Source organism: Symplocastrum torsivum (assembly GCF_059505465.1).
The window spans coordinates 1-13,747 of record NZ_JCACKQ010000121.1 but is presented as its reverse complement, the minus strand read 5'-3'; the positions used below and the strand labels follow the sequence as shown (position 1 = coordinate 13,747).

Sequence of the window (13,747 nt, the reverse complement as noted above, 5' to 3'; positions counted from 1 at the left end):
ACTAATAACAAATAACTAATAACAAACTTTACACTTTTCAAGAGGTATCACAAAAGCTGGTCACTCGCCCACATCTAACTCGTAAGTTCATCACCACTGAACCGTTAGGGAAAAGTGGTGAAGGAGGCGAACAAAAGGTTTGGGATGCTATCCGAGAGGTTTTTGCAGATAGAGAATGTATTGGCTACTGGCGCTACCCAATTTTTTCTAAGGTGGGAAAGTCTCGGAAAGAGCCTGATATTCTGATTGTTGACTCTTCCCTCGGTTTAATTGTCATTGAAATTAAGTCAGTCACAATTGACCAGATTTTGGCGATCGCAGGTCATCGCTGGGAGTTCCAAAACTTCTACACCACCAGCAGCAACCCGTATGAGCAAGCGGAAAATCAACTATTTGCTTTGCTGGGATATTGCGATCGCGAACCGACTCTCCGCAGAAAAGTACCAGGTCGCGCCCTAGTTTGCTTACCCTTAATTACAGAAGAACAATGGTACGAGAGTGGATTTTACCAACTCCCTAGCTGTCCCCCGATTATTTTTCAAGACCAACTTGACACTCCCAAGCATGGGAAGCCAACTAAACAATCAACAACCAATAACCAACAACTAACTAACAACTCCCTGCTACAGCAGATTGAGCAAACGACTCCCATTATTAAAGGGTGCAACCTAACGAGTGAACAGTGGAAGTTGTTGCAAGCTGTGGTTAGCGGCACTCCTGTTTACCGCACAAAGCGTTCTGTTTCCGTAGGGGCGCACTGTGCGGACTTAAACCTTGGACAACATACGAATCCACAAAGCCGTGCCAGTGTTCTTACCGAAGTGCGGCAACGCTTATCAGAATTTGATTTACAACAGGAACACATTGGGAAAGAAATTCCCCCAGGACCACAACGGATTCGGGGTATTGCTGGCTCAGGTAAAACCGTGTTGCTGTGCCAGAAAGCCGCACATATACACCTAAAGCATCCAGAGTGGGATATTGCCTTTGTCTTTTTCAGCCGTAGCCTCTACCATCCGATCATTGCTCAGTTGGATAAGTGGCTACGTCGCTTCAGTAGTGGTGAAGTAGGATATGACCCAAAGAATCAAAAATTTCAGGTACTGCACGCTTGGGGAGCCAAATATCAACCGGGACTCTACAGCACGATTTGCAGAGCGGCTGGAGTGAAGCGTCTGACGGTCAATGATACTGAACGGAAGCAACCCAATGAAGCCTTAGCTGACGTATGCACACAGTTATTGCACAATACGGTCGTCCCTACGCTGTATGATGCCATCTTGATTGATGAAGGGCAAGACCTAATTGTTGATGATGAACTAAAGTACGAGGGCAAGCAGCCGTTCTACTGGATGGCGTATCAAGCCTTACGACCTATTGACCCCGCTCAACCAGAACAGCGGCGCTTAATTTGGGGTTACGATGAAGCCCAAAGCCTGGAAAGCTTGAAGATACCCAATGCCAGTGAGTTGTTTGGGGAAGACTTGGGGCATCTGGTGACAGGACAGTACAGTGGTGGCATCAGAAAGAGTGAAATTATGCACCGTTGCTACCGTACTCCTGCCCCTATTCTCACCGCCGCGCATGGCATAGGAATGGGGTTGCTGCGTTATGGTGGGATGCTTACAGGCATTACCCGTGCAGAGGATTGGCGGGCAATTGGATATGAGGTAACAGGTCGTTTTACTCCTGGTCAACAAATTACCCTGAGACGACCACCGGAAAATTCTCCCAATCTCATCCCGGAACTTTGGGAAGGGCAAGTGTTGGAGTTTGTGACTTTTCGCGATCGCCAAGAAGAGTTCACCTCTCTCGCCCAAAACATTCTCTACAATCTCCGTCATGATGGACTCAAACCCAGTCGAGAGATTTTGGTTATCGTTTTAGGTTCTGGTTTTGAGGCGATGAAACTAGAAACCGCTGTCGCAGAGTTCTTGATATCGCAAGGCATTGACATCTATATTCCCAGCACTCTGGACTGCAACATCCTCCAAGCCGACAAAGAAAACTATGACCCCAATAAGTACTGGTGTGAAGGTGGCGTTACCGTATCTCGCATCCACCGTGCCAAGGGTAATGAGGCGGACATGGTGTATGTGGTGGGTTTAGACAAGGTTGCAAAGGATGAGAGCAATCTCCAATTGCGTAACCAGCTATTTGTCGCCTTAACCAGGGCGAAGGGTTGGGTGAAGTTGAGTGGTATAGGTTCCTATCCCATGTATGAGGAAATGTGGCGGGTGATGCAGAGTGGGGACACCTTCACCTTTACCTTCAAGCGTCCGCCACAACGAGAGATTAGCGTTACGGATACAGGAGAACTGCTGAAGCGCTATGACACGGGTGGGAGAAATTTTCAGAATGCAGATTTGACAGGGGCACAGTTAGCAAGCGCAGATTTGAGGAATGCTAATTTAATTGGTGCGATTCTCAGGAATGCAGATTTGAGAAATGCCCAGTTGGATGGAGCAAAACTGGTAATTGCCGATTTGAGTAATGCTGATTTAACGAATGCCGAGTTGCGGAAAGCGAAACTGGTAGGGGCAACTTTGAGAGAGGCGCGGCTAAGTGGTGCTGATTTGAGGTGGGCAAAGCTGAGTAATGCAGATTTGAGGAATGCTCAGTTAGTTGGGGCGAAGTTGGTGGGGGCGAAATTGAGTGGCGCTGATTTGAATGGTGCTGATTTAACGGGCGCGAATCTTGAGGCAGCGGATTTGAGTGATGTGAATTTGACAGGGACAAAGATGCCGGATGGAAGTGTTTGTGAGTAGATGCGATCGCTTTGTCAACTCAGTGGCTACGACAGGGAATACTAACCTCAGAGAAACTGTTGCCAACCACGCCCATTAAAGGAGCTATGCATGAGTGCTGTCAAAATTCAGGCTACTGAGTATCCTATCCATAAAATATTTAGCAATGACTTTGTGTTCAGCATTCCCCTATACCAGCGCCCCTATGCTTGGACTACCGAACAAGCGGGAGAACTGCTTGAAGATCTGCTCACAGCTTTGGGAAACGGTAGTGAGCCGATTGATGAGGTAAATCCCTACTTTCTAGGGAGTATTGTACTAATCAAAGGAGATAAGCCAAGTGCTGAAGTAGTGGATGGTCAGCAACGTTTGACTACACTGACAATACTGCTGGCAGTTCTGCGGACGTTGGTACAACCCGAATTTGCCGCTGACTTAACCGATTTGCTCTACGAAAAACCAAGCTTGCTTTATGGTACTCCTCCTCGCTACCGTTTAACTCTGGCTAAGCGAAATGAAAACTTTTTCAAGGAATACATCCAGGATGAAGGTGGGATTAGCAAGCTCAAAGACTTAAACTCGAAGACGCTTTCGGACAGTCGGAAGAACATTAAAGAGAACTCGCTGTTATTTGTCAAGGAATTGCAAAAACTTTCCGAAACTCAGCGGACTCGTCTAGCGCAGTTCATTATTAAACAATGTTTCTTAGTAACGGTTTCGACTCCAGACTTGGACTCGGCATATCGTATCTTTTCAGTGCTGAATGAAAGGGGATTAGACCTTTCTCTAACGGATATTCTCAAAGCAGAGATTATCGGACTAATTCCTAAACCTCAAAACGAAGCTTACACTACCAAATGGGAAGATACTCAGGATAAGCTGGGGCGCGAGATGTTTCAAGATCTATTCGCTCACATCCGTATGATTTACCGCAAGGCAAAGCTTGGTAGCAGTGTACTCAAGGAGTTCCGTGAATTTGTTCGCCCCAGTGATAATCCTCAGGAATTCATCAATACAACACTTTGCCCTTTAGCTGATGCCTTAAACGTAATCAAAACAGCGACCTATCAAAGTGATAAACGTGCAGAAGAAGTAAATAAACTGTTTAAGCAATTAAGTCGAATCGATAATTCTGACTGGATACCGCCAGCTATTCTCTACCTCTCCCGTAATCACAATCACCCTGACCTACTGGTTCAATTCTTTACAGAATTAGACCGCCTTGCTGCGGGATTGATGATTCGACGGGCAAATATTAATGAACGTATTGAACGTTATAGTCGCTTATTGACTGCCATTGAACATGGGGAAGACTTATACACACCTGATTCACCGCTTCAGATTACTTCTGAAGAAAAGAATAATATTCTCAAGATGTTGGATGGCGACCTCTACCTAATTCAGAAAATTCGCCTGTATGTCTTGCTGCGTTTAGATGCTGCTCTTTCAGAAGGTGAGGCTTCGTATAACTTCTCTATTACTACTGTTGAGCATGTGCTACCGCAAAACCCCGCTTCTAACAGTATGTGGATGAAGTGGTTTCCAAGTCCGGAAGAACGAGAAAGATATGTACATCGTATCGGAAATCTGGTTTTGCTCTCCTCTGCGAAAAACAGCCAAGCACAAAACTACGACTTTGAGCTGAAAAAGCAGAAGTATTTCACGACGAAAACTGGCGTTTCACCCTTTGCTTTAACAACTCAAGTGTTGAACGAACAGGAATGGACGCCTGAAGTAATCGAGCAACGGCAGAAAGAGCTGATTGGTGTTCTCAAGAAAGTTTGGCTCTTATAGAGTAATACTGGATTTATATAGTATTAAGCTGTGGTTGCGTGAGCGCACCCTCACCAACTCCCATTAGTCCAGGAAGACATGGTGAAGATGGGAGAGTAGCTCGCGCTCTAACTAGCCCTCATCTTAAATTGAGCCATCCAAGCATCAGTCCCGAACACACCTGCCAAAAGAGCAGGAACACTAAAATCCGCATCCAGCTTTTCCCAGTGCAACCCATCACCGGATGGAGTAACTTCAACCTCAGCTAAATCCTCTGACGAAGCACCTGCCAAACCTTGTGCTAAATCTGGTGGAAAACTGAAAGTCGCCCCACTCTTCAAATTAATTACAATGCGATCGCTACTCTGGTCATAGTATGCAGACTCAGCCCTAGGCTCGACAGCATTCGCAATTGCTGCTGCTTCTCTTGCTTTTGCGATCGCTGCTTTCAGAGTTACCTTATCCAAATCTGGATTAGCCATGAATTTCCTTCCATTTTTCGAGTAGTTCTAATTGGTGTTCAGTGACGATTTCCAGCGCTTTAGCAACATCTTTGTTACTCATTCCTTCAATCTGAATCAGTTCAGGGCGTTCAGTTTCACCACCTAAGCTAATTCTTACCTGCCCTCCACCTTTGAAAACATGAACATGAGGGGGCAAGTGGTCGTTAAAGTAGATGCGGACAGCAAAGCCATCCTTCCTGAGTACAGTTGGCATAAGTGTATTCTGACAGGTTGGTGAGCGATCGCACCCTCATCAACTTCCATCAATTCAGGAAGGCATCGGCACGAGGAAGTGCGATCGCGTTCTTCACCACCTGCTACGATATGCCTAAAGCGGTGTCTCTTGGAGCAACCATCTCAGCTTAACCCGCAAAAAAATAGGAACCCTTTTCAGAGTTCCCATTTTGTTTAGTATTTCAAACTGCTTAGGCTTTAGTAGAAGCACATCAGGACTAGAAGCCCAAGAAGTGTAAAAAGCTTTGACCAGTTGTTAGCTCAACGATGACCGCAGCGAGGAAGCCGATCATTGCCAGACGACCGTTCCACAGTTCAGCAGTGGGGTTTGAACCAAACTCAAACTTGCTGCCAAACTCGCCATATTTGCGCTGAAACTGATCTTCGTAGGTATTTGTTGTTTTTGGTGAGTTAGTCATGATTTAAGCTCCAGAAGAAAATGTGTTTTGTCTTTGTTATTAACAAATGTAAACAATGCTTGCCTGATGTGCCGTCTGCCTTTAGAGGGGAAAGAATTAGTAAGAACGGTTAGAAAACTCTGCCTTGAGGTAGGAGATAGATAGTCGAAGCGAGTATTGTCACGGACGAACAAAAAAATCTGGGGTTTTGATATGTGCAGACAGGATGCCGTTCGAGAAGGCTAGGGCGATCGCATCTTCGCCAACGCCTACATCTATGTAGTTGAGACTTCCAGTTACCAAAAAGGCTTGTATAGGCGATCGCATCCTCACTCCTCTCTAACCGATTCAGGATGATACAATCGGCACTAAACAAAAGAGCAGAAGGAACCGAAGTCCAATAATGCTCTTAATGACTTCCTTGAACACCAACCTTTACCTCCTCCTCGAAAATCTTCTCTTCCTGGTGCTTGCCACATCATTTATTGTGATTGTCGGCTGGGCGTGGAGGTACTCAAAACCCTTTAGCCTTCTGAACCGCTTCCAGAATGGTTTAAAGTCTGGTTTGGTACGGTGCAGGTAGTGGGAGTATTACTTCCACTGCTGGCAATGCTTGTCTGGGGTGTATGGTGGGGTTACTCCAGCGTCTTGACTGTACTGAGTTGGTACTTTGTCATGCTGGGGTTGCAAATCCTCTCCGAGATTTTGACACTCAGGCAGTTTCACTCTGTCGTGTGGGTGATGGTTCCTTATCTATACCTGCCCTATCGCATCTGGCAGCTATATGAAGGTTTGACACTCCTAAGCCCTGAACCTGAGTTGATATGGATACGGAACTTATTGATTATCGAGATTGTCCTGTGGACTTTAAACTACGCCTTAGATCTGTCGCAGCTTCCAAGACTTCTTCGCTGGGAAGTCCAAGACAACAGTGACACCTTTAGCGAGTAGTAGAGTCTACCTCGTAAGGAACTCTCGCATATATTGATTCACGAGTTCAGGCTGTTCCTGCTGTACCCAATGGCTAACATTTGGGAGATAGCGGATTTGCAAGTCTCTTACAAATTCCTGTGTTCCGTAACTTAATTCCTTACCCAGGGCTTTGTCTGCCTCTCCCCAAATCATTAGAGTTGGCACCGTGAGGAGAGTCCACTCTTGTCGCAACATATTATCGAACCCATTGCGGTAATAGTTAATCATTGCTGTTAATGCACCCCGCTTTGCTGCCGCATTCTTATAAGCTTCTATGTCTTCTGGGCTGAAGGTGCTTTTGTCATTTGCCATAGCTGTCAAAGCGGTGCTAATTGCTTGATAGTCGGATGCTTGTAGAATCAGTTCTGGTAGCACGGGTATCTGGAAGAAAAAGACATACCAGCTACGCATCAACTGCTGGGGTGTTCGCAACCCTTCTGTAAATTTGGCAGGATGAGGGATGTTCAGTACAATCAGCCGATCTAACATTTCGGGATGAGCATGAGCAAAGTGCCACGCGATCGCACCACCCCAGTCATGAGCGACTAAAACGCAACGCTCATATCCTAGTCCTTGAATAACACCCTTTACATCCTTAATGAACTCGCTCATTACATAAGCCGATTGCTCTTGCGGCTTGTCACTTTCGTTGTAGCCACGCAGATCGAGGGCAACCACTTTATAATCCTTAGCAAATTCTGGAATTTGGTGTCGCCATGAGTACCAAAACTCTGGAAAACCATGCAACATCAGCATCAACGGGCCTTCCCCTTGAGTCACATAATGCAGCCTAATTCCGTTAGAGACAATGTACTCGTGTTTCCAGGTTCCTTCTAGGACAGTCATTTTATTAATGTCTCCTGAGTAGTTTTTGGAATCCTATCAACTTTTCCTTAATCCAGCCTCGCACCTGAGGATAGATAGGTGCGAGGCTCTTAAGTTTTAAAAAATAGTAATAGAAGTCTAATAGATTCAATCAACTAGGCACCCACAGAAACAATTAACTCAAGCCCTACTTAATAAGGTTTCTTCCATAGGCTGGTTACGAGTAAAGATATTAATTAATGAGTGTCTTATTAAGTTATGTAAATTTATTTAAGCCTAGCTGTATAAAGACAGTTGATAAAGTGCATCACAACTAGATGGATAGGTACGATAGTCTTACAACCTGTGTTTTAGCTGTTGATTAAAACTCTGGTGGACGATGTGGTTGCCTCCGTATCTAGCTTGGTCAACAAGAGCTAAAAAGCTTGACAGCATTAGATTACAGCTTGATGCCCTAGTTGTGCGATCGCCCAGTACAGAACGTTATGTAATTCCTCGTTCTGAAGACAGGTATTTTCACCTCACCTTTTGGACAGACTAGTTGGTTAGCTTTTCTATTTCTTCAGACGAGTTAAACGTTGAAGAGGTTTATCGCTAAAGATTGATTGAATTGATGTAGGAAAAACCTATGCTTATAGACATCAGAAACAAGATAAAAAAAACGGAGATTCAATCATGCAAATTTCTAAAGCGTCCAAAGTGCTTAGTGCTGGTGTAATTGCTGCAAGTTTAGCGGTTGTCCCTTTCACTCTTCCTGCACAAGCCCAAGATAATACAACTGGTACAACTGGTACAACTGGAACCAACACAGAAATTGAAACCGTAGATACCGAAGATAGCTTTGATTGGGGATGGTTAGGTTTACTCGGCTTAGCTGGATTAGCCGGTTTAGCTGGCAAAAAGCGTCAAGAGACTGTTCATCATGTTAATAATGACCCCGATGTAAGAGTACGCACAGGTTCTGACTATCGGTAATCCAGTAGCTTATCTTCAAATAGATAAAACAAAGTAGAGATTCGGAGACTAAATAATGAAAGCTTCCAAATTGTCCAAGTTAGTTGGAGCGGGTGTAATAGCTGCAAGCTTAGCGGTTGTTCCCTTGAGCATTCCTGCACAGGCACAGGATAATACCACTGGCACCTCGACACAGCAAGATGACGCGGCTGATACAGATGGTCCGATCGCGGATGGTACTGAGCGTGACAATAATGATTGGGGCTGGCTAGGTCTACTCGGTCTGACAGGATTAGCAGGTTTGGCTGGTAAGAAGCGTAAAGAAACTGTTCATCACGTTGATAGTAACCCTGATGTAGTTGTCCGTCCAGGTTCTGACTATCGCTCATAGTGTATTTATGGGGTGAGTTCGGGGTGAGCGCCACAGACATGGTAGCTGCTTTCACAATCTCAAAAGGTAACCACCCTTTATTGAGCGAGTGATATTGGTTACTAGATATGAGGGGAAGTAAACAGCTATCTGCCCCGTTCACACCAAAGTACCTTCTTGAGGCATAGACAAGGAGGTGCTTTTGTTATTGATTTCTTTTCCCCCTACTCAAAAGACGGCACTTCATGTGCAGGGAAGCCTGTGGGAGGTGTCGGTTCTACTTCTTCTGCTGTCCAGATTTGCTAGCACGATGCCAAAGCCGAACGTTTTGCTTGTCCCCTAGCCAGGTAAGCTGAGTGATACAAGATTCTGTCTTTTTAAAGACAAACAGGCAGAAAAATTCAAAAAGGCTAATACTCCTGAGCAGACATTACTGAGGAGTTTTGGTTTTATTTCCCTATTTAAATGTTGCAATCTCGAAACAATGGATAAGAACCAAGGCCAAGCTTACTGGCGTGCTAATACCGCTTTGATTCGGAATCTTTTGATTGTTTGGGCGTTAGTGTCTCTCATCTTCAGCATTCTGCTGGTTCAACCTTTGAACGCACTGCGTTTGGGTAGTTTGCCCCTTGGCTTTTGGATGGCACAGCAAGGCTCCATCTTAACGTTTGTCGTGCTGATTTTTATCTACGCCTTTCAGATGGACAAACTTGATCGCAAATTCGGCATCAGAAAGTGAGGGTGAATCATGTCGGTTGAAATTTGGACAATTTTGTTTGTTGCTCTTTCCTTTGCTCTATATCTCTACATCGGTTGGCGATCGCGTGTAAGCGACAGTTCCGGTTTTTACGTGGCTGGGCAAGGGGTTCCAGCAATTGCGAATGGTGCCGCGACAGCCGCAGATTGGATGTCGGCTGCGTCGTTCATCTCGATGGCGGGGTTGATTTCCTTCCTGGGTTATGATGGCTCAATTTACTTGATGGGTTGGACTGGCGGATATGTGCTGCTGGCTTTGTTACTTGCTCCTTACCTGCGGAAGTTTGGTAAATATACAGTGCCAGATTTCGTAGGCGATCGATATTATTCCAACGCTGCCCGTTTAGTTGCTGTTGTTGCTGCCCTCTTTGTTTCACTAACCTATGTGGCAGGACAAATGCGAGGTGTAGGCATTGTCTTCAGTCGCTTCCTTCAGGTAGACATCAATACAGGTGTGATTATTGGGATGGTGGTTGTTGCCTTCTTCTCTGTTTTAGGAGGAATGAAAGGCATCACTTGGACGCAGGTGGCACAGTATTGTGTGTTGATTGTTGCCTTCTTGATTCCCGCTAGTGCGATCGCTTTTTTACTCACAGGTAACCCGATTCCCCAGTTAGCCTTCACCTTCAGCGATATCGTTCCTAAACTCAATCAGCTTCAGGTTGATTTGGGTTTCCAGGAATACACGCAACCCTTTGCGAATAAGTCAATGCTGGACGTACTGTTCATCACAATCGCCTTGATGGTGGGCACAGCCGGACTACCCCATGTGATCGTGCGCTTCTATACAGTTCCTGATGTGCGATCGGCACGGTTCTCTGCGGGTTGGGCGCTACTCTTCATTGCCCTGCTTTATACGAGTGCGCCAGCCTTAGCGACGTTTGCCCGTTATAACCTGATCAATACCTTGCATAACCAACCGATTGAACAAGTCCGGCAACTGGATTGGGTAAGCAAGTGGGAAAACACAAAGTTATTGACCTTTGAAGATAAAAACAATGATGGGCGCGTTGAGCTAACACCTGATAAAGCAACTAGCGAAATTACAATCGACCCAGATATGATTGTCCTTTCAACACCAGAAGTTGCCAAACTGGCTCCTTGGGTGATTGCTCTCGTTGCCGCTGGTGGGTTAGCGGCAGCGCTGTCTACTGCATCGGGTTTACTATTGGTCATTTCCAGTTCCGTTGCCCATGATGTTTACTATCGAATCCTGCGTCCGGATGCATCGGAAGCGCAACGAGTATTCGTCGGTCGGGTGATGGTAGGATTTGCGGTGGCGCTGGCTGGGTACTTCGGGATTAATCCACCGGGATTTGTGGCGCAGGTAGTTGCCTTTGCCTTTGGTTTAGCCGCCGCCAGCTTCTTCCCGGTTATCCTTCTCGGCATCTTCGATCAACGCACTAATCGAGAAGGTGCGATCGCAGGGATGTTGACAGGTCTGATTTTTACAATCTTCTATATTGTGGGCGTGAAGTTCTATGGGATGCAACCCTGGTTCTTCGGTGTTTCGGCTGAAGGAATCGGTACCCTCGGAATGATCATCAACTTTATCGTTACTTTCGTCGTTTCTCGCCTGACTCCACCACCACCAGTGGAGATTCAGGAGATGGTGGAAGATTTACGTTCTCCCAGTGGTGAATTACCCGTTGAGGCAGTGCATTAAGTTAGAGAAGGGAGTAGGGGAAGAAGATTTCTTCCCTTGCTCACTTAAGCTGATGTGCATTTATGGCAGAAGGTAGAAGGCAGAGGGCAGAGGACAGAGGGCTTTTATGTTTATTACTAGTACGGGTTCCGCGTAAATCCTGAGATATCCTTTCAAGAATATGCAACTTAACACATTAAGTAAAAAGGCGATCGCTTCAAAGGAATCACGGTGCAATGCCTGAAAATCCCAATCAACCGAAAGACTATGATGCCGTTATCGGTGGTAATGCCCCAGCTTATAGCGGTCTTGTTTTAGGAGGGATTGAAGGGGTTAAGCAGCGGTTTGGTGTCGGTGATTTGCCAAGCCACAGCTACAGTATTGAACAAAGAATTGCTGCTTTAAACGATGCATTGAACTATGGTAAATCTGGCTTACAATTGGTGATTCAAGCTTTAAATGATGCTGAATGGCATATCCATCAAGCGGCATATTCTCTCCTCAATCCATACTCTGAGAATTATGTCAAGCAAGCGTTACTTCAATACAGTAGTAGACTGGCAAAGGAACTACTAAAGTGTTACGAGATTGGAGAACGGAATTTTCAGGGAGCTAACTTGAGTGGTGTGTACTTGCCTTGGGCAGTTCTGAGCGAGGCGAATCTAAGTAAGGCAAATCTGACTGAAGCATACCTCAAGCAGGCATATTTAAGCGGAGCCGATTTGAGTGAAGCAAATTTGAGTAAGGTCAATCTCACAGACGGAGAGTTGAGTGAAGCTAACCTCAATGGAGCAAATCTTAGTCAAGCCTATCTGAATAAAGCGAACTTGACTCAAGCAACCCTGATTAGAGCAAACTTAAGAAGTGCAGACTTGAGTGATGCAAACCTGGGTAACACCAACCTGAGTGAAGCAACACTAAGTTGGACTAACCTAAGCGACACTAACCTGAGTGGAGCAAACCTGAGTGGTGCTAATTTAGTTGGAGCAAAATTCACAAGCCTCGATTTAAGAGGAGCAAATCTGAGTGGAGCAAAACTAACTGGTGTTAACTTGGATGAGGCAAATCTGGATAGGGCGTATTACAACGACGAAACGGATTTTCCCATTGGATTTAGAGCTTATACTCAACTCATTGAACTCCTACAATAGACGTGGCAAAGCCTTGAGAGATAACTACTACTGCTACGTCACAACAATTGAGTTTTGCAAGAAGCCAATTGTGAACGATAAAACCTTGCGATGAGCAATAATCTCAATCAGCCTAAAGCGTATGATGTGGTACTGGGTGGTCAAACTCCAGTCCCGGTTAATGGTGCCGTTTTGGGAGGACTGTTAGGTGTCAAGCGACGCTTGGCTAGGAATAGTTCTAAAGATAGCCCGTACCTTATTGAGCAACGGCTCGATGCTCTTAAAGAGGCATTAAACTATGGAGCTGAAGGTTTAGAGTTGGTCATTGAAGCATTAAATGATGCTTCCTTGCAGGTACAGCGAACTGCCTACTCGCTACTTCAGGCTTATCAAGAGCCAAGTATTGTACAGGTTTTACAGGAGTACAACCCCTATCAATTCTTCCAATGCCTCTATAAGTATTCAACAGGAAAATCTACCACTTATGCGATCGCCATTACTCCTGATGGTCAGATGATGGTTAGTGGTGGTAATGACAGAATCATCACAGTCCGAAATTTAGGAAATGGCAGAATTATCCGCACCTTCACAGGGCATACTGGCTCAATTTATACCCTCTGCTTAAGTCCAGATGGAAAAACGCTCGTTAGTGGTGGTCGAGACACAACCCTGAAAGTCTGGAACCTCGGCACTGTAGGCAACTATAAGTCAATTTCTCCTACAAGCCGAGTGATTGGTGATGGACTCATCTACACTCTGACAGGACATTCCGAATCGATTAACAGCGTTGCAATTATCCCAAACCAGCAAATTCTTGTTAGTGGTAGCGAGGACAACTCTATTAAGCTGTGGGATTTAGCGACTGGTGAATATCTTGCCACCTTGGAAGGGCATGAAGCGGCGGTTAAGTCGGTGGCGATAACGCCAGATGGACAACTGCTAGTTAGTGGCAGCGCTGACAATGCGATTAAGCTATGGCAGTTACCTGATAACGCAGGTGAAGCGATTTGCCCTGACCCTATCTATACCTTAACTGGACATACGGATTGGGTTAAATGTCTTGCCATTACTCCCGATGGACAGACACTTGCGAGTGGAAGTCAGGATAAGACAATCAAGCTATGGCAGTTGGATACAGGAGAATTAAAAAGTACGCTGGTTGGGCATTGGGGCGAGGTAAATTGCATGGCGATTAGCCCCGATGGACAGAGACTTACCAGTTGTAGTTGGGATGAGACAATTCGCCTATGGCATTTAGGTACGCTTAAACAACTGCATAGCTTGTCAGGACATGAGGGGGCTATTGCCTGTTTTGCCATTAGCCCGGATGGACAACCCCTTGTCAGCAGCAGTTGGGATCATACGATTCGGCTGTGGGGGATGAGTAATTAGGGCTTGCTGCACAAAGCCGAAACCCTTAGCCATCAATAGTTTAAGCGG

Annotated in this window: 16 protein-coding genes; 11 read left to right on the top strand and 5 right to left on the bottom strand. The window is 45.6% G+C overall.

The window, feature by feature from the left end:
- Positions 1 to 11: 11 nt before the first annotated feature.
- The gene (locus AC5JL3_RS29580) at positions 12 to 2,768 is read left to right on the top strand and encodes a pentapeptide repeat-containing protein (protein WP_496078009.1); all 2,757 of its coding nucleotides are present in this window, start codon (positions 12 to 14) and stop codon (positions 2,766 to 2,768) included.
- Between the two features lie 90 nt (positions 2,769 to 2,858).
- A complete protein-coding gene (locus tag AC5JL3_RS29575) occupies positions 2,859 to 4,541 on the top strand; it encodes a DUF262 domain-containing protein (protein ID WP_496077858.1) in 1,683 nt (560 codons plus the stop codon).
- A 107-nt stretch (positions 4,542 to 4,648) separates the two neighbouring features.
- Here the strand turns inward: AC5JL3_RS29575 and AC5JL3_RS29570 are convergent, their stop codons facing one another.
- Positions 4,649 to 5,002: a DUF2442 domain-containing protein gene (locus AC5JL3_RS29570; RefSeq protein ID WP_496077857.1), complete on the bottom strand. Its 354-nt coding sequence runs from the start codon at positions 5,000 to 5,002 to the stop codon at positions 4,649 to 4,651.
- Positions 4,995 to 5,237, bottom strand: coding sequence for a DUF4160 domain-containing protein (locus AC5JL3_RS29565; RefSeq protein WP_348259437.1), 243 nt, complete (start codon positions 5,235 to 5,237; stop codon positions 4,995 to 4,997). Before AC5JL3_RS29565 ends, AC5JL3_RS29570 begins: the two co-directional genes overlap by 8 nt.
- Positions 5,238 to 5,239: 2 nt before the next feature.
- Between AC5JL3_RS29565 and AC5JL3_RS29560 the strand changes: the two genes are divergently transcribed.
- Positions 5,240 to 5,389: a hypothetical protein gene (locus AC5JL3_RS29560; RefSeq protein ID WP_496077856.1), complete on the top strand. Its 150-nt coding sequence runs from the start codon at positions 5,240 to 5,242 to the stop codon at positions 5,387 to 5,389.
- An 86-nt stretch (positions 5,390 to 5,475) separates the two neighbouring features.
- Here the strand turns inward: AC5JL3_RS29560 and AC5JL3_RS29555 are convergent, their stop codons facing one another.
- Positions 5,476 to 5,676 carry a chlorophyll a/b-binding protein gene (locus tag AC5JL3_RS29555; RefSeq protein ID WP_496077855.1) on the bottom strand — a complete coding sequence of 67 codons (201 nt, stop codon included), beginning with the start codon at positions 5,674 to 5,676 and terminating at the stop codon, positions 5,476 to 5,478.
- 159 nt (positions 5,677 to 5,835) lie between these two features.
- Positions 5,836 to 5,982, bottom strand: a complete 147-nt coding sequence (locus AC5JL3_RS29550) for a hypothetical protein (RefSeq protein ID WP_496077854.1) — start codon at positions 5,980 to 5,982, stop codon at positions 5,836 to 5,838.
- Positions 5,983 to 6,237: 255 nt separating this feature from the next.
- Between AC5JL3_RS29550 and AC5JL3_RS29545 the strand changes: the two genes are divergently transcribed.
- Positions 6,238 to 6,606 (top strand): hypothetical protein, encoded by a 369-nt coding sequence (locus AC5JL3_RS29545; RefSeq protein WP_496077853.1) that lies wholly within the window; start codon positions 6,238 to 6,240, stop codon positions 6,604 to 6,606.
- Positions 6,607 to 6,612: 6 nt separating this feature from the next.
- Here the strand turns inward: AC5JL3_RS29545 and AC5JL3_RS29540 are convergent, their stop codons facing one another.
- Positions 6,613 to 7,473, bottom strand: a complete 861-nt coding sequence (locus AC5JL3_RS29540) for an alpha/beta fold hydrolase (protein WP_496077852.1) — start codon at positions 7,471 to 7,473, stop codon at positions 6,613 to 6,615.
- 358 nt (positions 7,474 to 7,831) lie between these two features.
- Here AC5JL3_RS29540 and AC5JL3_RS29535 point away from each other — a divergent pair, with 358 nt between their 5' ends.
- The 7 genes from AC5JL3_RS29535 to AC5JL3_RS29505 all read left to right on the top strand — a co-directional run bounded on the left by AC5JL3_RS29535 (position 7,832) and on the right by AC5JL3_RS29505 (position 13,699).
- Positions 7,832 to 7,993, top strand: coding sequence for a hypothetical protein (locus AC5JL3_RS29535; RefSeq protein ID WP_496077851.1), 162 nt, complete (start codon positions 7,832 to 7,834; stop codon positions 7,991 to 7,993).
- A gap of 134 nt (positions 7,994 to 8,127) precedes the next feature.
- On the top strand, positions 8,128 to 8,427 hold the full coding sequence (locus tag AC5JL3_RS29530) for a WGxxGxxG family protein (RefSeq protein ID WP_496077850.1): 300 nt from the start codon (positions 8,128 to 8,130) through the stop codon (positions 8,425 to 8,427).
- A 55-nt stretch (positions 8,428 to 8,482) separates the two neighbouring features.
- The gene (locus tag AC5JL3_RS29525; protein ID WP_496077849.1) at positions 8,483 to 8,797 is read left to right on the top strand and encodes a WGxxGxxG family protein; all 315 of its coding nucleotides are present in this window, start codon (positions 8,483 to 8,485) and stop codon (positions 8,795 to 8,797) included.
- A gap of 463 nt (positions 8,798 to 9,260) precedes the next feature.
- Positions 9,261 to 9,515 carry a DUF4212 domain-containing protein gene (locus tag AC5JL3_RS29520; protein ID WP_496077848.1) on the top strand — a complete coding sequence of 85 codons (255 nt, stop codon included), beginning with the start codon at positions 9,261 to 9,263 and terminating at the stop codon, positions 9,513 to 9,515.
- A 9-nt stretch (positions 9,516 to 9,524) separates the two neighbouring features.
- Positions 9,525 to 11,198: a sodium:solute symporter family protein gene (locus AC5JL3_RS29515; protein WP_496077847.1), complete on the top strand. Its 1,674-nt coding sequence runs from the start codon at positions 9,525 to 9,527 to the stop codon at positions 11,196 to 11,198.
- 215 nt (positions 11,199 to 11,413) lie between these two features.
- Positions 11,414 to 12,328 (top strand): pentapeptide repeat-containing protein, encoded by a 915-nt coding sequence (locus AC5JL3_RS29510; protein WP_496077846.1) that lies wholly within the window; start codon positions 11,414 to 11,416, stop codon positions 12,326 to 12,328.
- A 90-nt stretch (positions 12,329 to 12,418) separates the two neighbouring features.
- Entirely contained in the window at positions 12,419 to 13,699 is a 1,281-nt protein-coding gene (locus AC5JL3_RS29505) for a WD40 repeat domain-containing protein (RefSeq protein ID WP_496077845.1), read from the top strand.
- Positions 13,700 to 13,747 lie beyond the last annotated feature (48 nt).

What these genes read in the sequence shown, in the direction of transcription:
- AC5JL3_RS29575 (WP_496077858.1), top strand. Translation starts at nt 2,859, where the DNA reads ATGAGTGCTGTCAAAATTCAGGCTACTGAGTATCCTATCCATAAAATA.
- AC5JL3_RS29570 (WP_496077857.1), bottom strand. Translation starts at nt 5,002, where the DNA reads ATGGCTAATCCAGATTTGGATAAGGTAACTCTGAAAGCAGCGATCGCA.
- AC5JL3_RS29565 (WP_348259437.1), bottom strand. Translation starts at nt 5,237, where the DNA reads ATGCCAACTGTACTCAGGAAGGATGGCTTTGCTGTCCGCATCTACTTT.
- AC5JL3_RS29555 (WP_496077855.1), bottom strand. Translation starts at nt 5,676, where the DNA reads ATGACTAACTCACCAAAAACAACAAATACCTACGAAGATCAGTTTCAG.
- AC5JL3_RS29550 (WP_496077854.1), bottom strand. Translation starts at nt 5,982, where the DNA reads ATGCGATCGCCTATACAAGCCTTTTTGGTAACTGGAAGTCTCAACTAC.
- AC5JL3_RS29540 (WP_496077852.1), bottom strand. Translation starts at nt 7,473, where the DNA reads ATGACTGTCCTAGAAGGAACCTGGAAACACGAGTACATTGTCTCTAAC.
- AC5JL3_RS29535 (WP_496077851.1), top strand. Translation starts at nt 7,832, where the DNA reads ATGTGGTTGCCTCCGTATCTAGCTTGGTCAACAAGAGCTAAAAAGCTT.
- AC5JL3_RS29530 (WP_496077850.1), top strand. Translation starts at nt 8,128, where the DNA reads ATGCAAATTTCTAAAGCGTCCAAAGTGCTTAGTGCTGGTGTAATTGCT.
- AC5JL3_RS29525 (WP_496077849.1), top strand. Translation starts at nt 8,483, where the DNA reads ATGAAAGCTTCCAAATTGTCCAAGTTAGTTGGAGCGGGTGTAATAGCT.
- AC5JL3_RS29520 (WP_496077848.1), top strand. Translation starts at nt 9,261, where the DNA reads ATGGATAAGAACCAAGGCCAAGCTTACTGGCGTGCTAATACCGCTTTG.
- AC5JL3_RS29515 (WP_496077847.1), top strand. Translation starts at nt 9,525, where the DNA reads ATGTCGGTTGAAATTTGGACAATTTTGTTTGTTGCTCTTTCCTTTGCT.
- AC5JL3_RS29510 (WP_496077846.1), top strand. Translation starts at nt 11,414, where the DNA reads ATGCCTGAAAATCCCAATCAACCGAAAGACTATGATGCCGTTATCGGT.
- AC5JL3_RS29505 (WP_496077845.1), top strand. Translation starts at nt 12,419, where the DNA reads ATGAGCAATAATCTCAATCAGCCTAAAGCGTATGATGTGGTACTGGGT.